Annotated in this window: 23 protein-coding genes; 7 read left to right on the top strand and 16 right to left on the bottom strand. The window is 37.9% G+C overall.

All coding sequences use genetic code 11. The annotated features are described in order from the left end of the window. The first annotated feature begins 128 nt into the window (after positions 1-128). A complete protein-coding gene (locus ABIB30_RS18735; protein WP_354304577.1) occupies positions 129-1,295 on the top strand; it encodes a M57 family metalloprotease in 1,167 nt (388 codons plus the stop codon). Positions 1,296-1,325: 30 nt separating this feature from the next. On the opposite strand, the gene ABIB30_RS18730 is transcribed toward ABIB30_RS18735, so the two are convergent. The 6 genes from ABIB30_RS18730 to ABIB30_RS18705 all read right to left on the bottom strand — a co-directional run bounded on the left by ABIB30_RS18730 (position 1,326) and on the right by ABIB30_RS18705 (position 8,584). Continuing rightward, a complete protein-coding gene (locus ABIB30_RS18730) occupies positions 1,326-1,841 on the bottom strand; it encodes a LytR/AlgR family response regulator transcription factor (protein WP_354304576.1) in 516 nt (171 codons plus the stop codon). 159 nt (positions 1,842-2,000) lie between these two features. Next, positions 2,001-4,199: a B12-binding domain-containing radical SAM protein gene (locus ABIB30_RS18725; protein ID WP_354304575.1), complete on the bottom strand. Its 2,199-nt coding sequence runs from the start codon at positions 4,197-4,199 to the stop codon at positions 2,001-2,003. A 141-nt stretch (positions 4,200-4,340) separates the two neighbouring features. Further along, the gene (locus ABIB30_RS18720) at positions 4,341-4,589 is read right to left on the bottom strand and encodes a hypothetical protein (RefSeq protein WP_354304574.1); all 249 of its coding nucleotides are present in this window, start codon (positions 4,587-4,589) and stop codon (positions 4,341-4,343) included. Further along, entirely contained in the window at positions 4,590-5,885 is a 1,296-nt protein-coding gene (locus ABIB30_RS18715) for a TolC family protein (protein WP_354304573.1), read from the bottom strand. It lies immediately after the preceding gene. A 35-nt stretch (positions 5,886-5,920) separates the two neighbouring features. After that, complete coding sequence (locus ABIB30_RS18710; protein ID WP_354304572.1) at positions 5,921-7,501, bottom strand: DHA2 family efflux MFS transporter permease subunit; 1,581 nt, start codon at positions 7,499-7,501, stop codon at positions 5,921-5,923. A 33-nt stretch (positions 7,502-7,534) separates the two neighbouring features. Then, positions 7,535-8,584 (bottom strand): HlyD family secretion protein, encoded by a 1,050-nt coding sequence (locus ABIB30_RS18705; protein WP_354304571.1) that lies wholly within the window; start codon positions 8,582-8,584, stop codon positions 7,535-7,537. Positions 8,585-8,733: 149 nt separating this feature from the next. On the opposite strand from ABIB30_RS18705, the gene ABIB30_RS18700 reads away from it, so the two are divergent. Beyond that, positions 8,734-9,189: a MarR family winged helix-turn-helix transcriptional regulator gene (locus ABIB30_RS18700; protein WP_354304570.1), complete on the top strand. Its 456-nt coding sequence runs from the start codon at positions 8,734-8,736 to the stop codon at positions 9,187-9,189. 13 nt (positions 9,190-9,202) lie between these two features. Here ABIB30_RS18700 and ABIB30_RS18695 read toward each other — a convergent pair whose 3' ends face one another. After that, the gene (locus tag ABIB30_RS18695) at positions 9,203-9,811 is read right to left on the bottom strand and encodes a hypothetical protein (RefSeq protein ID WP_354304569.1); all 609 of its coding nucleotides are present in this window, start codon (positions 9,809-9,811) and stop codon (positions 9,203-9,205) included. Next, entirely contained in the window at positions 9,808-10,749 is a 942-nt protein-coding gene (locus ABIB30_RS18690) for a helix-turn-helix domain-containing protein (protein WP_354304568.1), read from the bottom strand. The genes ABIB30_RS18695 and ABIB30_RS18690 overlap by 4 nt, the downstream gene beginning before the upstream one ends. Positions 10,750-10,905: 156 nt before the next feature. Between ABIB30_RS18690 and ABIB30_RS18685 the strand changes: the two genes are divergently transcribed. Beyond that, the gene (locus ABIB30_RS18685) at positions 10,906-12,294 is read left to right on the top strand and encodes an NAD-dependent succinate-semialdehyde dehydrogenase (protein WP_354304567.1); all 1,389 of its coding nucleotides are present in this window, start codon (positions 10,906-10,908) and stop codon (positions 12,292-12,294) included. Between the two features lie 79 nt (positions 12,295-12,373). On the opposite strand, the gene ABIB30_RS18680 is transcribed toward ABIB30_RS18685, so the two are convergent. Continuing rightward, positions 12,374-12,730 (bottom strand): winged helix-turn-helix transcriptional regulator, encoded by a 357-nt coding sequence (locus ABIB30_RS18680; protein WP_354304566.1) that lies wholly within the window; start codon positions 12,728-12,730, stop codon positions 12,374-12,376. 109 nt (positions 12,731-12,839) lie between these two features. Here ABIB30_RS18680 and ABIB30_RS18675 point away from each other — a divergent pair, with 109 nt between their 5' ends. Next, positions 12,840-13,976, top strand: a complete 1,137-nt coding sequence (locus ABIB30_RS18675; RefSeq protein ID WP_354304565.1) for an MFS transporter — start codon at positions 12,840-12,842, stop codon at positions 13,974-13,976. Between the two features lie 45 nt (positions 13,977-14,021). Here ABIB30_RS18675 and ABIB30_RS18670 read toward each other — a convergent pair whose 3' ends face one another. The 3 genes from ABIB30_RS18670 to ABIB30_RS18660 form a co-directional block, all read right to left on the bottom strand. Further along, positions 14,022-14,813, bottom strand: a complete 792-nt coding sequence (locus ABIB30_RS18670; RefSeq protein WP_354304564.1) for an SDR family NAD(P)-dependent oxidoreductase — start codon at positions 14,811-14,813, stop codon at positions 14,022-14,024. Positions 14,814-14,862: 49 nt separating this feature from the next. Continuing rightward, positions 14,863-15,444: a TetR/AcrR family transcriptional regulator gene (locus ABIB30_RS18665; protein ID WP_354304563.1), complete on the bottom strand. Its 582-nt coding sequence runs from the start codon at positions 15,442-15,444 to the stop codon at positions 14,863-14,865. A 158-nt stretch (positions 15,445-15,602) separates the two neighbouring features. Further along, a complete protein-coding gene (locus ABIB30_RS18660; protein ID WP_354304562.1) occupies positions 15,603-15,950 on the bottom strand; it encodes a hypothetical protein in 348 nt (115 codons plus the stop codon). A gap of 295 nt (positions 15,951-16,245) precedes the next feature. Here ABIB30_RS18660 and ABIB30_RS18655 point away from each other — a divergent pair, with 295 nt between their 5' ends. Together ABIB30_RS18655 and ABIB30_RS18650 are read left to right on the top strand one after the other, a co-directional pair. Continuing rightward, positions 16,246-16,809 carry an IS3 family transposase gene (locus tag ABIB30_RS18655; RefSeq protein WP_354304623.1) on the top strand — a complete coding sequence of 188 codons (564 nt, stop codon included), beginning with the start codon at positions 16,246-16,248 and terminating at the stop codon, positions 16,807-16,809. A gap of 296 nt (positions 16,810-17,105) precedes the next feature. Further along, positions 17,106-18,392, top strand: coding sequence for an MgtC/SapB family protein (locus ABIB30_RS18650; RefSeq protein WP_354304561.1), 1,287 nt, complete (start codon positions 17,106-17,108; stop codon positions 18,390-18,392). 10 nt (positions 18,393-18,402) lie between these two features. Here the strand turns inward: ABIB30_RS18650 and ABIB30_RS18645 are convergent, their stop codons facing one another. Next, positions 18,403-19,374, bottom strand: a complete 972-nt coding sequence (locus ABIB30_RS18645; protein ID WP_354304560.1) for a tetratricopeptide repeat protein — start codon at positions 19,372-19,374, stop codon at positions 18,403-18,405. A gap of 33 nt (positions 19,375-19,407) precedes the next feature. On the opposite strand from ABIB30_RS18645, the gene ABIB30_RS18640 reads away from it, so the two are divergent. After that, on the top strand, positions 19,408-20,643 hold the full coding sequence (locus ABIB30_RS18640) for a DEAD/DEAH box helicase (protein WP_354304559.1): 1,236 nt from the start codon (positions 19,408-19,410) through the stop codon (positions 20,641-20,643). A 71-nt stretch (positions 20,644-20,714) separates the two neighbouring features. Here the strand turns inward: ABIB30_RS18640 and ABIB30_RS18635 are convergent, their stop codons facing one another. The 3 genes from ABIB30_RS18635 to ABIB30_RS18625 form a co-directional block, all read right to left on the bottom strand. Beyond that, positions 20,715-21,566 (bottom strand): SDR family oxidoreductase, encoded by an 852-nt coding sequence (locus ABIB30_RS18635; protein ID WP_354304558.1) that lies wholly within the window; start codon positions 21,564-21,566, stop codon positions 20,715-20,717. Positions 21,567-21,571: 5 nt separating this feature from the next. Then, positions 21,572-22,390: an AraC family transcriptional regulator gene (locus ABIB30_RS18630; RefSeq protein WP_354304557.1), complete on the bottom strand. Its 819-nt coding sequence runs from the start codon at positions 22,388-22,390 to the stop codon at positions 21,572-21,574. Between the two features lie 118 nt (positions 22,391-22,508). Next, positions 22,509-23,294: an AraC family transcriptional regulator gene (locus ABIB30_RS18625; protein WP_354304556.1), complete on the bottom strand. Its 786-nt coding sequence runs from the start codon at positions 23,292-23,294 to the stop codon at positions 22,509-22,511. Positions 23,295-23,476: the final 182 nt, after the last annotated feature.

Raw genomic sequence — 23,476 nt, 5'->3', positions numbered from 1 at the left:
TATTTTCAAAGCTATTTTCATAATTTTTCAAGTTCGCATAAAATTTAAAGTGGTCTCACATAAAAAATTGTTGAATCAGGATGCAATTATAGAGATTAGGTAAAACCTATTACCTAAACATTTATAATATGAAAAACGTATTTTACCTTGCAGCCTCAGCGGCCGCAGTTTTTTTGATCACCAGTACAGGGTGTAAAAAAAGCGATTCACAGACCAGTAATCCTACAGAGAAAACCAAATCAGCTTTGGGAGAAGTTTCTCTCAATGAGGTAATAAGCGATCTGAAAAAGATAAAAAGTCTTGGATTTGATCCGCTAAGTGCACAAATAACACCAGATGGTTATAGAGTAGAAGGAGATATCCGTTTAACCAAAAGGAATCTGAATGAAAGCTTTGCAGCCTTAAAACCACAAGGGCAATACTCTACCAGGTATGCGCTAACTATTGGAAGAACAGTTAATATCGCTTTTTATGACGAAACAAATACTCCTAAATTTAATGAAGCTTTTGATTCAACATTAGTCGCACTTAACAATTTAAAATTACCGCTAAAGTTTGTAAAGACAACTGATACTACAAAAGCAGATATTATCGCCTTGTTTGCAGATTTGGGAGGAGCTGATGCAAATGGTAATGTAACCCTTGGACAAGACGGGGCATTCGTCGATGCACAGGGAAATCCGGGTAAACATGTTTCTATGAACAGCAACAAAGACGCTGGTTATACGACTGCAACCAGAGCATTTATATCAAGCATATTAAATCACGAATTAGGACATGCAATAGGGCTGAGACATACAGATTACAAAAACAGAATCTATTCTACATTGCGTTCAGGTGGCTATAATACCGGCGCCTCTAATCAGGATATCATCTTGACTAATATGACTAAAAACCTGGTAGATAGCCAGTATGGTGCAGGCACATGGGACAATCAAACGGCCGCTAACCAAACAAAGTTAAAGAATCAGATCGCCAATTCTGGTTTAGTCAACGAAGGAGAAATGACAGGGACAGATGCTCAGGCAGGACATCTTTATGGTACTCCCCTTAGCCCATCTTATGGGTCGGATACCGTAACAGATCCTACTTCAATCATGCTGGCAGTAACCGGTACCAAAGGCAATCTGACTTTTAGTTCTTATGATAACATCGGACTGTTTGGTTTATATGGTAATACAGCACAAACAAAGCTGATCAAAGCCTCTTTAAGTGAAAACGGAACAGTTACCGCTCCCGGAAAAACATTAGCACAGATCGTTAGTGCAGTTAAAAACCTAAGCACAGCTAACTAATACAAATAGAACAGACCCTGGCAGTATTGGTTAGGGTCTGCTATTTAATAACTCCATTAAAAATGAATCAAAGGCAGGTCTGTATAACTTACTTACGGAAACAGCAAGCTCATTTTTGAGCTTTATATGATAACCGTCGACCTTTTCAATATATAGGGAAGAGATGATAAAAGACCTGCTTATTCTCTTGAAATTATTATAATTTCTCAATTCATTTTCCATAGCAGACATTTTATTGTACGGAACATATAGCTTATCTTTTGTATGGATTTTTATATAGTTTGATGCTCCTTCTATCAGGATAATATCATCAATATATAATTTTACCGCTCTGTTTTTGCCACTTAATTTAACAAGGATTGATGGTCTTTCTAAACCAGGATTACTCAACTGGTTGTTTGCAATTAAATGATGTAATTCTTCCATCGCTTTAACAGGACTGGAGAAAGTTTTAACTAAATTCAGTAAAGGCAGCGCTCCAAGGTATTCTACAAGCTGTTCGGCCGCTAATAAATCATCGTTAAAAATAATGCAAGAGAATGGCATGGCTGTAAAGCTCCTTAAGGTTAATTAGTCGATTGGAACTAAAATAGCCAATTGGAAGAAAGGAAAATGGGAAAAGCAGAATTACGTATAAAATGTGTAATCTTTTGTATTAATATAGCATACATCAGGCAATACTACTCTTTTAAATGAATGAAAGGGCTACAAAACCAATAGCCCAAAGTCCCTTAAAGTATAAATTGGTTTTGAATACCAGAACAATTCAAAATATTCCATCGTAGTTTCAAAATCAGCTTTGATTTCCTGAAAAGTATAAATCTTCCTATTGGAAACCTCTATTTTAGCTAAGATTGAAGTCAACCATTCTCCTTCATTTTTATTGGTCTGAATGGTAAAGGTTTCCTTTTTATCGTGGAAAGTTAAAATCATAGTTTCCATGGAGTTGCCTTTTTTACTCTTTGAAAAGCACTTGGTATCAGGCTTCCCTCCCAACCAAACCACTTTAGCGGTTGGTTTAGTGTCAAACTTACTTTCTTCCTTTAAAGCTTGTTCAATAAAATCCGGAGGGATCATTACTTTAGGAATCTTAAAATCAAACCAGTCTTGTAATTTATAATCCAGGCAAATGCCATGCATAAAATTAAAAAGCGATTTCTTCAGACCAAAACTAAATTTATTATGGTCTATTCCCGTTTTATCGATATAATTAATATCGTTATTAGCAAAAGTCCCGATAACTTCAGTCTCTTTAACTACGCCAAATTTTTCCGGGAACATACCAACAGGACTATGCGCGGTCATCGCAAACTGATGCCAGAAGCCAGATTGTAAAACACCTGCTTCAAACAATTGTCTCACCATTTCCAAACTATCTACAGTTTCCTGAATAGTTTGTGTTGGATACCCATACATCAAATAAGCATGAACCAACACTCCTGCTTCTGTCAGATTTCGGGTAACCCTGGCCACTTGTTCAACCGAAACTCCTTTATCGATAAGTTTTAATAACCTATCTGATGCCACTTCTAAACCACCCGAAACGGCTATACAGCCAGATGCTTTTAGCAAAATACACAGGTCTTTGGTAAAGCTTTTCTCAAAACGGATATTTGTCCACCAGCTTACAGAGATTTCCCTTCTTAAAATCTCCAGTGCTACTTCCCGCATCAGGGCCGGTGGTGCAGCCTCATCCACAAAATGAAAACCGTTCTGTCCTGTTTTCTCACTTAATTCTTCAATCCGGTCAACAATCAGTTTAGCTGCAACAGGTTCATAAACCTTAATATAATCTAAAGAAATATCACAAAATGTACATTTCCCCCAATAACATCCATGTGCCATGGTCAACTTGTTCCAGCGGCCGTCGCTCCACATCCGGTGCATTGGATTGACAATTTCTATGACCGAAATGTATTGGTCAAGTTGTAAATCACTATAATCTGGTGTTCCTACATCAAATTGCTTATAATCACTTCTTAAAGCATCATTTTTATAGGTAACTTCCCCATTTTCCAATAGAAAAGTTCTTTTATACAGATTAAAAGGTCCCGCTTTGATAATCGAATTATAGATCAGTTCAATAGGTAATTCTCCATCATCCAGTGAGATATAATCGAAAAACTCAAATACTCTCTTGTCAGAAACAGAACGTAATTCGGTATTGGGGAAACCACCACCCATCGATATTTTAATCTCAGGATAATGCTTTTTTACGTATTGTGCACATCGGAAAGCAGCATACAAATTCCCTGGAAAAGGAACAGAAATTAAGAATAATTTAGGTTGGATAACAGCAATTTTGCGTTCTAAAATTTCAATTAGCAGTTTATCCATATAGGTATACTTCTGACTCAAAGCTTCATAAAGCTCATCAAATGAATTTGCACTTCTGCCTAATCTTTCGGCATAACGACTAAAACCAAAATTCTGATCTATACATTCAATAATAAAATCCGAAATATCCTCCAGATATAAGGTAGCCAAATGTTTCCCTTTATCCTGTGTTCCCATTGAACCAAATGCCCAGTCCAGCTCTTCCAATTGCATAAATCTGGATGCTTCCGGTAAAAAGTCTTCCTGGCAAATTTGCAAAGCCAATGTTGGGTTTTTGCCTTGTAAAAAGGCAATGACAGCATCAATAGTTCTGATATATTCTTTTTTCAAAGCAAGAATCCTTTTCGCATTTGAACTTTTTGGCTGATCTGCCAACTGTTCAGCATGAAAGAAAAGATCTTCCAGACCTTTTCTGGAAAATAAAGCCAAAATAACTTCAATACCCAAATCTGCCTGGGTTGACGAAATATTTTTAGTATTTAAAAACCCTTTGATATAGGCACTTGCAGGATACGGGGTATTCAGTTGGGTAAAGGGAGGCGTAACAACGAAAAGATCTGTTTTCAAAATGGAATTGTATTTCCTGACAAAAATATCTATAATTATTTTAGTATTGGGTTTTGCCGGGTTTAATATTATCAACGGACTCCAAACCTAAGGCCTCACTAGTGTAAAACCCTGGGTTTGGAGTACCGTTCTGCTGATCTATCAGGTTATACTCTTCTCAAATACCTGCATGACTATTGCGCGTACTTTTGCTTTTTCCAGATTCAGCACCAACTTTTCGCTGATATCTTCGTGAGAAACGATACGAAGGATTTTGTCAATATCATCAAGATCCTGACTCCATTCAATCACACTTTGAAAATTTGTGATTGTGCGTTTAATACGGTTCAGATCAAATGGAGTCTTGATGACCGTTGACAGAATTAGTATAAATTGAGACCTGTTTTTCATTTACCAGTATTTTAAACCAGTTAGTTTAGCAATCGTCAATTGTGCTACGCATAGCTGGTATTTGTATTGTAAATTGGTTAATTCTGCTTTTTGGACATTGGTACTTGCACTGGTCAGCTCCAGATTAGTTCCAATTCCGTTTCTATAACGGCTATGTGCAAGTTTCTGTGCTTCTTTAGCCTCTGTAACCTGTCTTGCTGAATTCATCAGGCTAGAAGTATTGCTGGTAATGTCAATCATAGCTTGCTGAATATCTTTTCGATAAGTGTTATTCAAGGTTTCTTCAGAGTACTTAGAAGCTAAAAGCTGACTTTGTGATAACCTTACCTGCTTTTTGGCTCTTCCACCTTGATAAATTGGAATATTAAGCGTCACACCTGCCGAATAATTATACCTGAACTTATCAAGATCTGGTGTAAAACCATTTTTGTAACCCGTTCCCCCACTCATTATCAAGGAAGGTTTACCATTAGTCTGACTGACTTTAAGTTCAGCCTCTGCTTGTTGAATTCTGTCCTTAATCATTCTGAATTCCGGGTGATTATTTTGCGCCTCCGCCAGTGCTTCATTCAGATCATATTTGTTGGCTACAGGGAAAACAAAATCTGAAGAATTTACCTTAATTCTGGTTCCTGTTGCGTATTCCATTAAAGCATATTGCTTATCCAGGTTATTTTGAAGTTCTATTTTACGATTTCCCTCCTGATCAATGCTGGATTGAATAGAAAGTACATCATATTTTAAGGCATCTCCATTTTTGAACTTTATTTCGGTATCTTTTTTATTGACTTCCAGAAAATTGATTACACTATCCTGTATGGAGATCGCGTTTTTGAGATAAGCAATCTGGTAGTAAATATTACCCACTTGAAATGCTACCTGGTTCTGATTAAATTCCAGGTTATCTTTTGCATATTCCAAGCCTGCTTTAGCACGGTCAACGCCAGCTTTGACCACACCAAAATCCCAAAGCGTGTAACTAGCATCCAGAGATGCATTGTAATTATTTTTAGGCATAATACTCAGAGCCAGCACATTGTCACCAGCAGGGATGCTGATTTGAGATACCGGGCTCGTATACCGGTAACTGCCTGTAGCCTGAACAGAAGGCAAGCCCGCAGACCTGGCAAGCGTTATGCGCTGCTGTTCGACATCTATAGCCTGACCGAGTTCTTTAAACTGCGGAAAATAAGTAAATGATTGATTGATTAATGTTTTAAGGTCTCCTGCATTCTCCTGCGCATGCAGAGCTGGAGACAGCGCAATCAGGGATATAATAAGAAATAACTTTTTCATGTTTTTTTGATTAATGACAATTTGCAGCCTAAATATTAATGTGCTGCTGCTGCAACTTTTGCTCTTGTTTCTGCATCCATCGTTTCATTTTTCAATAGGAGCATAAATGGAATCGTGCAGACAAAGAAAATGGCGATCAGCAGAAAACCATCTAAATAGGCCTGCATTTGTGCTTGATTAGATAAACTATGGTCCAGGGCGCCATATGCAGCTTGTTTGGCTAATGACGGGTTCATTCCTTTAGCGACCAGACCTTGTGTTATTCCATTCAGCCGCTCGCTCAATAGCGGATTATTGCCCTGTAGATTAGAAACCAGATCCATCCGGTGTGTTGCAAAACGATTGGTGGCATAAGTATTCATAATCGCAATGCCAAACGCTCCCCCAAGCTGACGGAACATATTGTTGAGCGAAATACCATAGGGCATGTCTTCTGGTTTTAACCCGACTACTGCCTGGCTTAATAAGGGTACAGTTAAACAACCTGTACCTACTCCACGACAGATCTGCGTAATAATAAACCACCATTTATCGGCATCCGGGGCAGCTTGTGAAGAGGTATATCCATGTAAAATGAACAGTGCAAAACCCAGAGATACAAAATAAATTGGCTTTACCCCTTTTCCCAAACCTGCACCAATAAACGGCATTGCAAATATGGTTACCAGTGCACCTGGGATCATCGATAAACCAGATTCTGTTGGCGTATACCCCATTACCCTTTGAACCATCACCGGAAAAAGGTAAACAGATCCGAATAATCCAAAACCACAGACAAAGGTCAGGATGTTACTCCCAATCAGGTTCCTGCTCTTCATTACTCTTAAATTGATAGCCGGATTTTTGGTCGTAAGTTCCCACCAGATAAACAGTCCCAGTCCCAGTATGGCTGCAGCAGTCAGGTAACGGATATTTTCGTCCTCAAACCAATCATCAGATTGCCCCTTTTCCAGGATATACTGAAGGGCACCAACGCCTATGGTTAAAGAGAGAATACCGATATAATCAATCGGTATTGATTTCTTATCAATATTATATTCATCAGCTTTCTTGTCTACAAATTTCCAGGTAAGCAAGGCCGCAGCTATCCCTATAGGGATATTGATATCAAATATCAATGCCCAATGATAGTTGTCTACGATATATCCACCAAGGATAGGTCCTATGGTTGGCCCGATAACAATACCCATTCCGAATATACCACCAGCAATACCTTTCTCTTCAGGTTTAAACTGGTCGAACAGAATCCCCTGAGAAACAGACAGTAACGCACCACCCCCTATTCCCTGTACAAACCTCCAAAACACAAGCATCCATAAAGAGGATGAATTACCACACATGTACGAAGCCAGAGTAAACAAGATAATTGAGGCGAGGTAATAGTTCTTTCTTCCAAAGTAACGGCTTAGAAAACCAGTTAAAGGGATCACAATCACGTTTGCAATCGCATAAGCAGTCACTACCCATGACGCGTCTTCAAGAGTTGCGCCCAGGGTTCCGCTAATATTAGTCAGCGCGACATTGACAATCGAGGTATCAATCAACTCCATTATAGCAGCTGTGATACAGGTAATTACAATGATTATTTTTATGAATTTGTTTCTTTCGCCTTCCATTTTAAAATTTGGTAAAATTGAAATTATCCATGACTATTTCACCTTTACATCGATAGCTGCACTTAGACCGGCCTTCAGCATTCCTTTAAGCGCTTCAGCTTCATTAATCTGAATAGTAACCGGCACACGCTGCGTAACTTTCACAAAGTTTCCGGTAGAATTATCTGGCGGCAGCAAAGAAAATTTTGCTCCTGTAGCATCACTGAAGCCAGAAAGGGTGCCCGTAATTTTATGATCCGGATATCCGTCTATGACGATATCTACTCGCTGCCCCACTCTCATATGTTCAATCTGGGTTTCTTTGAAATTGGCAACGATCCAGTAATTATCGTTGCTCACCAGGTTAAACAACTGCTGTCCACCTTGAACGTATTGTCCGCTTTTGAGATTGGTTTTACCAAGTTTACCAGCCGAAGGAGCTACAATTCTGGTATAACTTAAGTTTAGCTTCGCCTTTTCGAGTGCAATTTCGCGGGCGGAGATGTTCGCTTTTGCACGCTGGATCAATGCATTGGCATTCCCTTTTTGCGTCCCTGCCTGTTTGAGTTTACTTTTGCTGGAAGCCAGCATCTGAACAGCAGTCTGATAAGCTGATTGACTTCTTTCATATTGCCTTTGGGTAATTGACCCTTCTTTGAATAAGGTTTCATCGCGGACTACATCACGTTTCGCTTGTTTCAAAGTCACCTCTTCTACACTGATTCCTGCAGAAGCCACATCCTGATCGGAGCCAATAGTCGGGATTTGAGATTCCGCACTACTCAAATCGGCTTTTGCTGCTAAAAGATCAGCTTCAGCTTGTTTTACAGCAAGTACATACTCACTATCATCAATAACGACAAGAGTATCTCCTTTTCGTACTTGTTGATAATCTAACAATTTAAAATCATCAATATAACCGGAAACTCTGCTCAGAACAGGAACAGCATTTGATTCGAGCTGTGCATTGTCAGTACTTTCATAGGTCAGCGCATGCGCAATTTTGTTGAAGGCGAAATAGCAGATAAAAATAGCTAAAAGGCCGGCAATCAATAGTTTTACAACTTTTTTAGCGGAGGATTGGGTTTGTTCTTCTGGTTCCATAATATATATTTAACGGAACAAATGTAAACTTAGTTGACTAATATCGTCAACTAAGTTTACTTATTTTATTGACAAAATTGTCAATATTAGATTTAAATGACATTGCTGCTATGAGTTAAATAAGTAATATTTATATTAAATTCGCAACTATGGAAGATGTGTACGATTATGAAAGGTTAATTTTCAAACAGGTCTATATTTTAAAACGACATACTGATAAAGCAGCAGCCGACCACTTAGCGAACTTAATGCCCAGTGATTTCAATATGACCTTTATGCCCTATTTTATGAGTATTGGTCATGGTGGTATTTCTAATCATAACCTGGTAAACAAAATCATGGTAACCAAGCAGGGAGTGAGTAAAACAGTAAAAGAACTGGAAAGATTAGGTTTGACTTATACTCAGAAAAGCGAAACTGATGCCAGATCAATCATGATCTTCCTGACCGAAAAAGGAAAGAAACTCCATGATAAAATCTGTCAAATGGCGGATGATATGACTGCAGAATATGTGAAGTTAATTGGCGCCAAAAAATATGAACAATTCATAGATACATTGATTAAAATTTCAAAATGGCATGAAGAGCAGGAAAAATTGCTATAATTGAATACTTGTGTCAATAAAATTGTTTTATAGTTTCGACAGCCCCTGTTTCGGTATCGATAAATAAGTAAATACGGCCATCATCTTGAAATAAACTACAATTTTTGATTTCAAACTGGCCCAGGAAAAACAATGGTTTATCATTTCTTATTAACCAATTTGGGTGCTGTATCCATTGAGGAGGTTTTGTCTGATATTTAAAAAGTTCTGCGTAACGTTGTTTCATAAACTGCTTTTTATCAGCTTTAGAAATTGTCTTCTCCGTTGGCAAAATATATTTTTCAATAAAATCCGGATCAGCATCAATATATTTTGGACTTGCAGTGTTCAACAGTTCATTGTCTTCCGTATATTTTTTTGAAGCGACGACTTCAACGCCAATTTTCATTAAAAATAGTTCAACAGTTCCTTGAGATTCAATTCGTCCAACAGAATTTTCATAGTTCAGTTCTGCCAAATATAAAAATGCGTTTGTACCTTCCAGATAAGTTCCATGCCAGCTTATTGCCGGGTCAGAAAGCAATTTCTCTAATGCTGAATTTGTATAAATTTGTTGTTCAAAAGCTTTATGAGCTAATCTGCCTTCAACAAAGTCCTTTAAAATTTGTATTTCACCTGTCATATGTCCGTACGGTAAGAAGTGGGGTTCATTCCAACTTGTGCTTTGAAAAATTTATTGAAATGTGCCTGATCATCAAAACCAAGCGCATAACCTATCTCAGAAACGTTCCATTGCGTATGTTTAAGCAATATTTTGGCCTCTGAAGCTATTCTGCTGAATATATGTTCACTCGTAGTTTTACCAGTTGTTTTCTTTATAATCCGGTTAAGATAATTGATATGAACAGCAAGTTTGCCAGCAAAATCTTTAGGTGTCCGAAGCAATAACCGCTCTGTGCTGAATTCAATCAAAAATTGTCTTTCCAGCATTTCAACAAACTGGGCAGTTATCCTGGTACCCGCATCAGCATGTTTTAAATGCGTATGATCAGGATTCAGTTTCATAGCCATAAAAAGCAGTTGATTCAGATAACTCCTGATCAATTCATATTTATAAATATATGATGTATCGATTTCCTGGTACATTCTTCGAAAAATTGATTCTACTTCTATAGCTTGTTCTACATTAAGACTATAAACAGGAGGTACTCCAGGTGCAAATAAAGGAAGATCTCCTAAATTCAACCTAAAATTTTCCTGATAAAATTCATCTTTAAATACACAAAAAAAACCTGTCGTCCCTTCTTCTACCTTATGATAAGAGTAAGGGATCTGAGGATGAAAGAATAGCAGAGTTTTACCACTAACTTTTATACTTTCATCTCCGTAATGAAAAACATTTTCTCCTATATAAAGCATTACTTTATAGAAATTACGTCGTACATGCACCAATGAAAGAGCCTCTCTACGTGCACGATCTTCAATACGAAATACATTGAATTGTCCAATAGCTTTATTAAGCTGTCCAGAAAACCCATCAAATTTATACTGGTAAAATTCTTCAAGAGATTCCATATTCTGAGAGAAATATACTACTAAAACATGGCAAAAATAGTCCATTTTCTTTGAATTCTGCAAAAATGAATTTCTCTGATTAAATAAATAATTTCTTTAGCTAATGCCACAGCATGGTTTGATTTATACAAACATTGGTTTGATAGCGCCTAACTACGAAATTTTGGTCATGGTACATTTGTATCATAAAATTACAAGAACATGGAAACTATTAAAGTATACAATCCTTCAACAGGAAATTTAATTGATGAATGTGCAAATCTCAGTGAACAAGAAGTGAAAATTGCGGTTGACCGTACAGTTAATGCATTTCCATCCTGGTCAAAAAAAATTGCTGCTGAACGCTCCGCGTTATTACGTCAATGGCATGATCTGATCAAAGCAGACAAGGAAGTCTTTGCAAAGTTACTGACAGCAGAAAATGGAAAATGTTTATCGGAATCCCGTGGGGAAATTGATTATGGTTTAGGCTTTATCGAATGGTATGCAGAAGAAGCTAAACGTTTATATGGAGATACTATCCCAACGCATGATCCAAATGGAGCTGTCATTGTAACCAAAAATCCGATTGGCCCAACCGCAGCAATCACACCTTGGAATTTCCCATTCATGATGATTACAAGAAAAATTGCTACAGCTTTAGCGGCAGGTTGTACAATGATTATAAAACCGGCTGAAGATACACCACTAACTGCGATAAAGTTATTAGCCTATGCACGCAAAGCCGGAATTCCAGAAGGCGTATTTGAACTGGTAACCGGTGACCCAAAAATGATTGGTCAGATTTTCACTGCCGATGCCCGTATCCGTAAAATATCATTCACAGGATCGACTCAGATTGGTAAACTTCTGGTGGAACAAAGTGCATCAACCCTTAAGAAACTAACGATGGAACTTGGTGGTAACGCGCCATTTATCATTTTTGACGATGCAAATATTGAAAATGCAGTGAAAGGTTTGGTGAGTGCAAAGTTGAGAAATTCCGGACAGGTCTGTATTTCACCCAACCGTATTTATGTTCAGCAAACTTGCTATGCCCAGGTAATAGCGCTGCTGAAAGATTCAGTTTCACAAATAAGAGTTGATGATGGGTTGCAGGAAGAATTTGTAGTTGGACCACTTATCAATCAAAAGGCAATTGATAAAGTTGAGGCATTGATCTCTACAACAATCACACAAGGTGCTAAAGTAATATATGGTGGAAAAGTTCATGAAAAAGGCGGTCTTTTCTATGAGCCGACTATTTTAACAGCGCTGACGGATGACATGGATATTAGTCAAACTGAAATCTTCGGGCCTGTTTTCGCTATCTATACATTTGAATCCGAACAAGAAGTAATAGCACGTGCAAATCATACACCATATGGCTTAGTTGCTTACGCTTATACTGAGAATCTAGGCCGGGCATTCAGACTATCGCAACGCATCGAGTCTGGTATGGTCATTTTAAATAGTGGTTCTGTAGGCACTGCATCTGTACCATTTGGGGGCATTAAGGAATCGGGCTATGGACGTGAAGGCAGTTATTACGGAATAGAAGAATATGTGGAAGTTAAATATACCCTGTTTTCAGGACTGAAATTACAATAATTATCTGTACAACAAACCTTTTTGAAAAATACCGTTATTTGATTAATAACGGTATTTTCAGGATGTGACCTATCGCAAATTAAATCTTTGGTGGATATTCGATACCTGCCTCCTGGATTAATTCATAACCGTACTTCATAATATGCTCAATTACCGGGATTGCTTTTAATCCTTTTGCAGTAATCTTATACTCAACTTTGGGTGGAACAACGGGGTAAACAGTCCGTTCAATAAGTTGTTTATCTTCCAGCTCCCGCAACTGACTCGCCAGCATTTTGTGCGTAATATGCGGAATATCTTTTTTCAATTCTCCATATCTGAGAATATTAGCCTGAAGCCTCCAGAGAATAGGCATTTTCCATGTCCCCCCAATATGTTTTAAGGCAAATTCAATTGGGGTATAGTATAGTTTTTTATCGTGAAAAAATTCTGGCATGATTAAGCTTCTAATTATCAGTATACTTTCCTTTTTGATAGTATCGCACATAAAAGTGCATATCATCTGATCAGGTTATTTATGTTTCAAATTTGCATAAAAAACAAATATGAAAAGAACACTTTATATACTGGCTTTAGGGATTTTCGGAATTACAACAACCGAATTTGGTGTGATCGGTATCTTACCACAAATAGCAAATACGTATCATGTTACTATTGATAAGGCAGGATGGTTATTGAGTATTTTTGCGCTGATTATAGCTATCTCTGCCCCTTTTATAACATTAGCATTCACAAATGCCAATAGAAAAAAGACCTTATTACTGGTACTAGCCATTTTTTCGATTTCCAATATACTATCAGCTATTGCGCCTTCATTTTCATTCTTACTTTTTGCCCGTGCACTACCTGCTGTTTTACATCCTGTTTTCTGGTCCATTGGCCTGGCTGTTGCTGCAGGATCTGTATCTTCAGAACAGTCACCTAAAGCTGTTAGCGTCGTATTCGGTGGACTAACATTGGCAACAGTTTTCGGGATACCAATGGCAACATTTATAGCAGAAATGTTTGATTGGAGAGCATCTTTCCTCTTGTCTGCCGTTATCAATATCATTTCATTTTTATCAATCTGGATTTTTCTTCCTTTTATCCCCATTTCCAAGGTTAAAATCAAAACTTCCTATTGGAGAATACTAGGTAACCGTAAGCTGTTATTAAGTCTTTTATTAGCTTGCCTGATGATTGCCGCCATGTTCTCTACTTACGGATACATGGCTGATTATCTGAAAAATGTCACCCATATGAATGGTTCAGAAATTGGATTAATGTTATTGATATTTGGCATAACCGGCGTTGCTGGGAATTACTTTGCTGGCAAATTTTTAAGTAAAAATATAGAAAGGACTACGTTATTTTTTATGCTATCACTGTTAGGAATCCATAGCTTGACATATTTTATGGGCGCTAATTATAACTTGATGATACTGGTTATCGTATTTTGGGGATTCATCCATTCAGGTGGCTTTCTGATTAGTAATGTAAATATCACTTCTTCAGTCTCAGAAGCACCTGAATTCATCAATAGTATTTTTACTTCCTGTGGAAATCTTGCTGTAACAATCGGTTCAACAGTTGGCGGATTTGCAATCGTGAACATTGGTATTCATCAGTTACCCTGGACAAGTATTATTTTGCTTGGTTTATCATTATTGGTATTCACATTAAAAAGCCTCACAAAAATGTGAGGCTTCAATCATAAGGTCTATTTAACTATTCTGAGCATACAAAACTTAAATTCCGGTTAGTACGCCACCATCTGCTCGTAAACTGGAGCCATTTGTAGCAATCGACAAGGGGCTCGAAAGATAAACAGCAAGATTGGCAATTTCTTCAGGTTCGATAAAACGCTGCAGCAGCGACGTCGGATTTGTACTCGTACCGATATAGGCTTTGAGCTGCTCTGGATCCTGATTTTGAGCATGAGCGATTTGCGCTATCGCCTCTGCTACTCCATCCGAATAAGTTGGCCCGCCCAATATGGTATTTACTGTAACCTGACTGCCCTTCGTTAATTTGGCCAAACCATTACTTATCGAGAGCAATGCCGTTTTAGTCATCCCATAATGAATCATATTTTCAGGAATATTAATCCCAGACTCACTGCTGATAAAAATCACCCGGCCCCAGTTCTTATCCAGCATTTTAGGTAACAACGCACGCGAAAGCCGTACTCCGCTCATTACGTTGACCTCGAAGAACCGCGTCCACCCGGCATCCGTTATCGTCTCAAAAGATTTGAGTTCAAAAATCCCCACATTGTTGATCAGAATATCAACCGGAGGTAATGCTGCAACTAGTTCTTCAACTTCGTCTCCATTAGAAAAATCGGCCGCAATTCCTGAAATATTACCATCAGGATATTCATGTCGCAGACTTTGTATAGCCAGGTCTAATTTTTGTTGGTTACGCCCATTAAGAATTACACTTACGCCTTCCTTGATTAACTGTTTGGCTATCGCAAAGCCGATACCTTGTGTAGAGCCACTGATAAATGCTGTTTTTGAATCTAAATATAAATCCATAATGTTATTTTATTTTTGTAATGATTGATACATAATTGAACAAAAAAAATCAACTGATTATATCCAGCTGCATTTCGATTTGTTTTTGGAGAATTTTATTGTCAGGATACATCCTTCTGGTCACATTCAACCCATTCCAGAATGTAACAAGGTATCTGCCTAAAATAACCGGGTCAGTTTGATTTCTAATACGCCCATCCTGCTGTCCTTTTTCAATAGCCGCAGCAAACATTTTCTCCACATCTTTCAAAATTGCTATTGTTTCATTTTCAAGATCAAGATCAACAAAAGTCATTTCTGTTACTGTATTTGAAATAAGACAACCTTGCAGATGTGTTTGCTTATCAGCAGCAGCAATACTCCTGAAAAAGTCTTTAATCAGATCAATTGGAGATTCACTTTTATTAAGCTCAGCTTTGAACTGTGTAAATGCTTCCCGCCTTTGCTGTATCGCTTTTCTGAAGAGTTCCTTTTTTCCTCCTTTAAAAGTATTATAGAAACTACCGCTGCCCATACCAGTAGTAGTCAGCAAATCGGCTAGTGAAGTAGCTGTATATCCCTTTTCCCAAAAAACTTTCTGGGCTTTTAAGATTACCTCTTCGTTGTCAAAAGTAACTGGTCTTCCTTTCATCTTTTTATTTTGTAGTAATCGATACAAAAATAGATATTTTTTTGACTTGTGAAAATTATTTTAAAAAAGTATTTATTGAATTCAACCCTTCCGGCACGATGAGTCAGGCGAAAGATGCCGGAAAAATCCCGTTATTTAATCAGGAAATTCTTCTGATCCTATTCTTTGATCATTAATTCTTCATTAGTCAACGCAAAATAAAGATTCTGAATCTGGTGAACATACTGCAGTTTGTAGTCTAGCATTGCGATTTCGCCATCCATAGGTTGCAAACTTTCATTGAGAACGAATTGATGACCATTCTTTTTTTCCAGCACATAAGTAGTTTCATTTCCTTCTTCGTATTCAAATTCAAAACGTTCAAAACCAAATTTAACTACCCATTCCTCTGTTAAAAGAATTGGGTCCATTAATCCCGCAGAATCAATATCAGATCCATAAGGTATTTGCTCAGGATGGCCATGATCCATTGTATAATTTCCAATTCTTAGTTCACTCGCTTCCATAATCTGTTCTTTGAGCGCAAAACTAGCAATAAAAGCTTGCTTTCCCGAGTCTAAAGGCACATGAGCAGGAACTGTGCTTGAAATTCTGACTGTTTTTATCAATATTTCAATTTTCCGGAGCTTTTTAGTCAGTCAATTGAAGAAGACTATTCAGGGTGTCCGTTCCTGAAAAGAGTTTACCTAAGAAAGTTTTTCAAAACAGAAAAATGAGTATAAAAGACAAAAAGCCGAACAAAGGCAAAGGGGGTAGAAAAGCTATCCATTCAGACAGCTTTAAGGTGCAGGTAGCCTTAGAATATTTATCAGGATCTTACAGTTATCCACAGGTAGGAAAAAAATATGGGTTAGTGATATTACTTACCTGCGTACAGACAGTTGTTTTGTTTATCTTTCTTTAGTGACTGATGCTTATTCCAGAAAAATTGTGGGCTACCATTTAGCAAATGATTTAAATACCATTGGATGTATTAAAGCATTAAAACAAGCTTTAAAAGACAGAAAATATCCTTTAAGGCCGCTTATTCATCATTCTGACAGGGGAACTCAATATTGTTGTGATGATTATGTGACTTTATTGAAGGATAGTAATATTCAAATCAGCATGACTCAAACAGGAAGCCCCTATGATAATGCGATTGCTGAAAGAGTGAATGGAATATTAAAAATGGAATTTGATCTTGTAAAAACTTTCAAAAACATGGCGCAGGCAAAAACACAGGTTGATCTGGCTGCTTATAAATATAACAACATCAGGTTACATGCCAGTTGTAATTTCCAGACACCAGAAAACACGCATTTATTAGAGAATGTAACCCCAAAAATCAAAAAAGTAGCCATTTTTGCCCCTATTGTAACCTAAGGGCAGGAAAATGTAATAAACTAGGTAAACATAAATTAGTAATCTACTTTCTACTGTAAACTAAGCTCAGTACAGAACAGATGCGTTAGTGATCTATCACTAATATAGGTTTAAGCGTACCTCCTCAGTTCCCCAATACGCACAAAACAGGGGGTTTAACTGTTTAACTAAAAGTACTAAACTGCAATGCCTCAAAAGCATTACACAAATAGATAGGAAGGCTCTCCCTGTTTACGTAATTTACAATGATTTTGAGCAGCAGAGAAAACTTATTGAAGGGAATAAAAATCAGCTATATGAATAACGATTTTATACATTATCCAGTCGGGCCAGTTGCTTTGAAAATGACTGTTGCAGTAGGCATTGGCATGCTGATAGGCATGGAGCGAAAGTGGTCACATAAAGAGGCTGGAATCAGGACATTCTCAATTGTTGCACTATTAGGCATGCTCTCTACTCTTGCAGGACACGATTTTATTATCGTTGCGATGGTAGGCGTCTTCTTATTGGCAATCGGCATGAATGCACGAAGCCTGATGACTAACGAATCTGTAGAAATCACAACCTCAGCTGCCCTGATTGCCAATTATATGCTGGGTGTTCTGGTGGGTATGGGACATATATTTACACCAGTAGCAGGTGCGATTGTAATCACAATGCTGCTGGCCTGGAAAACAGAGCTCAACAAATTTGCTGGTGGACTTTTGCCTTCAGAAATCAGGAGTGCTATTTTATTGGGTCTGATTGGCTTTGTAATCTTCCCGGTATTGCCTAACAGATATGTTGATCCCTGGCAATTATTTAATCCCAGTGATGCCTGGATAAGTGTGATTGCCATTGCGGGAATTGGATTTGTAAATTATGTATTTCTGCGCGTATTCAGTACACGAGGTTTATACCTTGGGGCTATATTTGGAGGTTTGGTCAATAGTACAGCAACCGTGGCCGAAGTCAGTTCCAGGGTCCAGAATGCTGGCACACCCTCAAAAATAACAACACTATCCAGCCTGATCAATATTTCCATGTTTGTAAGAAACATGCTATTGGCAGCTATATTTGTTCCACTATCACTCACTGCTACACTTATACCGCTACTCGCCATGTCTTGTGTGGCAGCATTATGGATTTGGCGTGATTATTTGGTAGAGGAAGCAGAGACCACCCCGCAGGCTACTATAAAACTGGCCTCTCCTATTTCTTTACCAAAAGTATTGTGGTTTGGCGTATTATTTATCATTATTCAGGCAGCAGGTATTTTACTTACCCGCTATTTCGGAAGTCTTGGTATTTTAGGCACTGGTTTTTTCGGAGGACTGATTAGCAGCGCAAGTACAACTGTTGCCGCTGCTACGATGGCTGCACACGGGCAGATTAGTCCTGCAGTTGCGGGTAGTGCAGCCATTATATCCTCTATGGCAAGTGCACTGATTGATTTGCCCATTGTTTGGAAAACCATACATGATAAAAAGATAGTCAGAACCTTTACTTACAAGTTGTTAAGCATTATTTTCGTAGGTATTATTATGATTGTACTGGACCGTATTTTCCAACTTTCTGAAATATTTGTCAGGTATTTACAATAAATATACGCCCTTAACCGGGCTTATTGAGTTCAACATTTTGGCTTAAAAACACAAAATACTTGTCATCTTCTGTCTCAAATATCTCTTCCCCTTCCAGCATAAAAGCCCGGAGCAGGAATTCTTTGGCATCATTAAAATGATCTCCTTCTAAAAACAACTCCCCTAAACGCAACATCACAAATGGATTTTCGTAAGCATTGGTCTCGATATTCCCTTTTGCATTTAAAAAGTGTACCAATGACTGCTCGAAATCCTTCAACATAAAATAACAGTCTCCGATAGAAGTTTCCAGCCAGAAAGCTTCGCCACAGGAGTTTTGGGGTTCTGGAATTAAGGCCAAAGCCGCACTCCAAACCTGAATACATTCCCGATATTTTTCTTCCTCAAACAACTCGTTTCCCTGTTCACTTAATTCTTCAATACGCGCACTAACCTGCTCAGAAAGTTCCACGATTTCAGGTCTTAATACGGTAACAAAGCGGGACAAAACTTTCTCCTCAAAGAGCGTCATAATCTCCTGATTGTCATTCAGCTTCTTTTGAGCCACTTCCAGATAGAAAGCAGGCTGATCACTAAAATCTCTTTTTTTAGCGCCATACCTTACTGCCTGATAAAAAGATTCTTTTGCTGCATCTGCATCTTTAAGAAATAATAAGGTTTCCCCATGTAGGATATAAGGTATAGTATGATAGATTTTGTAACCAGAGGTTTCCAGATCTGCTACCCATTCTTTAGTCAGTCGTAATGCCTCCTTATATTGACCTGCTGTATTCAAAATAGGAATTAAAGCAGATAAGATCATGTGAGACACAGAAGTATTAAACTTTGGTTCCGGTACTTTCTCCCAGGCAAGCTTTATTTTTGTCAATGCTTCTCCGACCTTACCCTCTTCCAGTAATTCACAAGCCATATCGCTTAATTCAAACACCTCATTTTCCAATTCTCCTGGCAGGGAAACTGCCATACGTATCTCGTCTTTCATATTTAAGCACTAAAATTTCTATTAAAATAGATAATGTTTTTTCTTTTCACCAATGCGCATCAAAAACTCTCTCTTCTTTCTCCAACGGCTAACAACGATTTTTGTTTACTTTTACACGAAAAATTAAGTAATATGCCTTTTAAATCCCTGGGTTTGTCACCTGCTTTACTCATAGCGCTGATAGATCAGAAGTTCACAGTACCTACTCCTATTCAACAAACAGCTATACCAGCTATACTAAATAAAAAAGATGTCTTAGCCATTGCGAAAACAGGTTCTGGCAAAACTGCAAGTTATGTTTTACCGCTTTTAATGAACCTGCAACAAACATTGGGCGTAAAAAACCGCCATGCAAATGTATTGGTTCTGGTGCCTACACGCGAACTTGCTGAACAGGTTAAAGAGGTTTTTCAAACTTTCAGCAAAGCAATTCCTGAGCCTGTTAAAACATTAGCGGTATACGGTGGTGTTTCTATTAACCCTCAAATGATGGCTATGCAGGGTGTAAATGTATTGGTTGCTACACCAGGCAGATTATTGGAACTAGTAGACTCAAAGGCAGTACACTTATCCAGCATTGAAACATTGGTACTGGATGAAGCAGATAAAATGCTTAACCTGGGATTTAAAGAAGAAGTGAATAAAATCATTGCACTATTACCTGAAAAGCGTCAAAACATACTATTGTCAGCCACATTGAATGCCGATCTTCAACATATTCACCAAATCTTATTGCATGATCCAGTGGTCATCAAAATAGAAGAAGAAGAGGAATCGCTCGACCTCATCAACCAGGTAGCTTATATCGTTTCAAACGAAAAGAAAGGGCCGTTTTTGCGTTACCTGATCAATCATCATGAGATGAAGCAAGTACTGGTCTTTGCCTCTTCAGTTAAGCAGGCTGACGCTATTGTCAACAAGCTACGTAAAAATAATATTGATGCAAAAGCTATTCATAGTAAGAAAAGCCAGGGCGCAAGAACTGATGCTTTAACACATTTCAAATCAGGAAAACTTAAAGTACTGGTAGCCACAGATCTAATGGCCAGAGGAATTGACATTAATTTCCTTCCTTTTGTGATCAATTATGAATTACCGCGGTCACCAAAAGATTATGTTCACCGTATCGGAAGAACTGGTCGTGCAGATAAACCTGGAGATGCAATTTCATTGGTTAGCCAGGATGAATTACATCATTTTGAAATCATTCAAAAGAAGATGGGTAAAAAGGTAGAATTAATCGACAGTGAAAATATCTCTTTATCCTAAAAAGAGTTAAAAAACAAAATCCCGGCAAACTATACGGTTGCCGGGATTTTGTTTTTTAAAGATTAACCAGCTTAAATAGATTCGACTTTATTTTCAAAAGCAGCTGGCATAAACATACTCCTTAGTGCGCTTACATATTCCTGATCTGGCTTGCTATTTCTCAACGCTATCAATGGCTCGGATTCAGGGCCGATCAGATAACGCAAAGTGTAAGTCCCATCAGTTACCGCTTCATAAATCGTTCTGGCTACCTCTTCTGCCGTTGCATTTAAGCCACCAGCAAATGAAGAAAAAAGTTCAGCCATTTCCCCGTTAAATGTATTGTAATCTGTTAATGCAGCATCGTAAGCAAATTCAGCTCCTGCCCTTTCATAAAAACTGGTTGGCACATAACCAGGCTCAACAATTTTCACTTTTATTTGCTGTGATTCCAGTTCGTAAGCAAGAGATTCTGAAAAGCCTTCCACAGCAAACTTAGAAGCCGCGTAAATTGACAGTATGGGTGTAGTAACGCGACCAGCGGCAGAGGATATATTCACTAATGTACCTTGTTTTCTAAGACGGAAATGAGGAAGTATGGCCCTGGTTACATTCATCATTCCAAAAACATTCACATCAAACTGTTCCTGAATCTTTTCAGGCTTAACGGCTTCAAATAATCCTTGTTGGCCATAACCTGCATTATTTACCAATGCATCTATCTGGCCAAATTGCTCAATACCAGCTGCTATAGCAGATTGGATGGAAGCGTTGTCACTTACATCCAGCCGGGTAACTAAAATTGACGGATCACCGGAAAGTTCTGTCTCCAGTTCAGGACTGCGCATCGTTGCAATCACATTCCAACCCCGACTGGCAAAAAATCTGGACGTAGTTTTCCCGAAACCGGAGGAAGCTCCGGTAATTAAAATTGTTTTTTTCATCTTATTTATGGATTTATATTCAGAATATCCGAAGGATTAACTCCGTATTGTTTTTTAAATGAGTAGGAAAAATGAGACAGGCTTTCAAAACCAATTTCATGATAGATAGCAGAAGGACGCTTGTTTTCTTCTTGAAGCAGATAATGAGCCTCCTGTAAACGTCTTTGCTGCAACCACCGGTTGGGAGAAACATGGAATATTTTTTCGAAGTCTCTTTTAAAGGCTGCCAAACTCCTTCCGGTTAAGAAAGCCAGCCTTTTTAAGTCTACATTAAAGCGAAAATTCTGCTGCATAAATGCTTCCAGATTGATTTTACCCGGCTGACTGAAATCAAACAGCATATTTTTCAAATCAGGATTCACTTGCAGCAGTAACAATAGTGCTTCCTGTCTTTTTAAGATAATCAATTTTTCAGCCAGCTCTGCATCGAAATAAGGAGTCAGCGTTTTAAAATAATTCTCTAACAATAGGTTATAAGGTAATTTTAGAACGGCTTCTTTTGCTTTATAAGGTGCGTCATTGAGATAACCATACTGCGTGCTGAATTCTAAAAGTGCTTCCTGATTTAAGATTACTGTAATCGACTTGAAATCGATATCCTCAGCAGGCATCTTAACAAACTTAGCCAGAAAGTTTTTTCTATAAAAAAGCACATCTCCGGCGTTGAAAGTACGGCTTTGCCCGGCATCTATGACCTTCAGAATTCCTGAAATAATATAACAGACTCCATATTCACCGATAAACTGTTCACCTATGATCTTTTTAGTTTCATAATGAGAATACACGACTCCGGGATAAACAACAGCTGGAATTTCCTTTTTCATTTTCTTCCTTCTAAATTGACCATACAAAGGTGCGTATAAAATTGAGTCCCTGTTTTCCTCAGGAGCTCAATTTTGTTTTAGTGAGAAGCCCATAATTAAGTCCCGGTATCAGCCTGTTTTAAACTACTGCATTCTTGCGAAATCCTGAAGGGTTTTGAGTTGTACTATTTTTGAAAAACCGGCTAAAATGCGCAGCATCTTCAAAACCAAGCTCATAAGCAATCTCTTTTGCTGATTTATCAGTATAAAATAATAACCGCTTGGCCTCATTGACAATACGGTCATGGATGATGGACATTGGAGAGTTATAATTGTATAGTGTAAAAATGTTCGATAATGTTTTAGGCGATTTATTCATCAAACCTGCATAAAACTGCACCTTATGTTCCTTACGGAAATTCCCTTCCACATAAAAATTAAACTGACGGATCAGGTCAAACTTATCATCAATAAAAACAATATCACCAAAATATTGCTGTCTGGCCAGCCTGGTCAATATGATAATAAACCGCTTGAGCAAAGTCAGCAGCATATCTGTCTTAATATAATCTCCTGAATCAAATTCTTCAATGAAAATCCCCATCAATGCAGAAATTTTAGCACGATGTTCCTCAGCTATCTCTATAAATAGTTTTTTAGAATATCCCAGGAAGATCAGTCCGATACAACTAATCTCTACATGGTTGTCTGCCATGCAATAAAACTGCCTGTTATATTGCCAGATGGTTACCGTTTCAGGATTATAGAAATGAAAAGACTGATTTGCATATATTGGAATAATACTCCAGGAAGGAAAATCATAAGCCACTCCATCCACTGTTATTCGCTGTGGCTCACCAGTATTAAGAGCTATTGTTAAAAACTCTTTACTTCTATGTTCTTCAATAAGATTATTCAATCTCATTCTCCGCTCAGAAAATGCATTTCGCCTCTTCCACTTCGATCTATATGTTGTAACCGCATCTGTATTTTGAATGATCGTAAATTTTACACTTGCAAAATTAACAGGACTGAAGGTAGGAAAGAATAGCATTTTTTCCTAAATCCTTGACACTTATTTAAATCTCCATTTATAGAAAAATGGCC

This window comes from Pedobacter sp. UYP1 (assembly GCF_040547305.1).
GTDB lineage: Bacteria > Bacteroidota > Bacteroidia > Sphingobacteriales > Sphingobacteriaceae > Pedobacter.
Note: the sequence above shows the minus strand (reverse complement) of the source record. Positions and strands in the feature narration are given on the sequence as shown.

Coding starts and splice junctions, on each gene's coding strand:
- ABIB30_RS18735 (WP_354304577.1), top strand. CDS start 129: ATGAAAAACGTATTTTACCTTGCAGCCTCAGCGGCCGCAGTTTTTTTG.
- ABIB30_RS18730 (WP_354304576.1), bottom strand. CDS start 1,841: ATGCCATTCTCTTGCATTATTTTTAACGATGATTTATTAGCGGCCGAA.
- ABIB30_RS18720 (WP_354304574.1), bottom strand. CDS start 4,589: ATGAAAAACAGGTCTCAATTTATACTAATTCTGTCAACGGTCATCAAG.
- ABIB30_RS18715 (WP_354304573.1), bottom strand. CDS start 5,885: ATGAAAAAGTTATTTCTTATTATATCCCTGATTGCGCTGTCTCCAGCT.
- ABIB30_RS18710 (WP_354304572.1), bottom strand. CDS start 7,501: ATGGAAGGCGAAAGAAACAAATTCATAAAAATAATCATTGTAATTACC.
- ABIB30_RS18705 (WP_354304571.1), bottom strand. CDS start 8,584: ATGGAACCAGAAGAACAAACCCAATCCTCCGCTAAAAAAGTTGTAAAA.
- ABIB30_RS18700 (WP_354304570.1), top strand. CDS start 8,734: ATGGAAGATGTGTACGATTATGAAAGGTTAATTTTCAAACAGGTCTAT.
- ABIB30_RS18695 (WP_354304569.1), bottom strand. CDS start 9,811: ATGACAGGTGAAATACAAATTTTAAAGGACTTTGTTGAAGGCAGATTA.
- ABIB30_RS18690 (WP_354304568.1), bottom strand. CDS start 10,749: ATGGACTATTTTTGCCATGTTTTAGTAGTATATTTCTCTCAGAATATG.
- ABIB30_RS18685 (WP_354304567.1), top strand. CDS start 10,906: ATGGAAACTATTAAAGTATACAATCCTTCAACAGGAAATTTAATTGAT.
- ABIB30_RS18680 (WP_354304566.1), bottom strand. CDS start 12,730: ATGCCAGAATTTTTTCACGATAAAAAACTATACTATACCCCAATTGAA.
- ABIB30_RS18675 (WP_354304565.1), top strand. CDS start 12,840: ATGAAAAGAACACTTTATATACTGGCTTTAGGGATTTTCGGAATTACA.
- ABIB30_RS18670 (WP_354304564.1), bottom strand. CDS start 14,813: ATGGATTTATATTTAGATTCAAAAACAGCATTTATCAGTGGCTCTACA.
- ABIB30_RS18665 (WP_354304563.1), bottom strand. CDS start 15,444: ATGAAAGGAAGACCAGTTACTTTTGACAACGAAGAGGTAATCTTAAAA.
- ABIB30_RS18660 (WP_354304562.1), bottom strand. CDS start 15,950: ATGGAAGCGAGTGAACTAAGAATTGGAAATTATACAATGGATCATGGC.
- ABIB30_RS18650 (WP_354304561.1), top strand. CDS start 17,106: ATGAATAACGATTTTATACATTATCCAGTCGGGCCAGTTGCTTTGAAA.
- ABIB30_RS18645 (WP_354304560.1), bottom strand. CDS start 19,374: ATGAAAGACGAGATACGTATGGCAGTTTCCCTGCCAGGAGAATTGGAA.
- ABIB30_RS18640 (WP_354304559.1), top strand. CDS start 19,408: ATGTTTTTTCTTTTCACCAATGCGCATCAAAAACTCTCTCTTCTTTCT.
- ABIB30_RS18635 (WP_354304558.1), bottom strand. CDS start 21,566: ATGAAAAAAACAATTTTAATTACCGGAGCTTCCTCCGGTTTCGGGAAA.
- ABIB30_RS18630 (WP_354304557.1), bottom strand. CDS start 22,390: ATGAAAAAGGAAATTCCAGCTGTTGTTTATCCCGGAGTCGTGTATTCT.
- ABIB30_RS18625 (WP_354304556.1), bottom strand. CDS start 23,294: ATGAGATTGAATAATCTTATTGAAGAACATAGAAGTAAAGAGTTTTTA.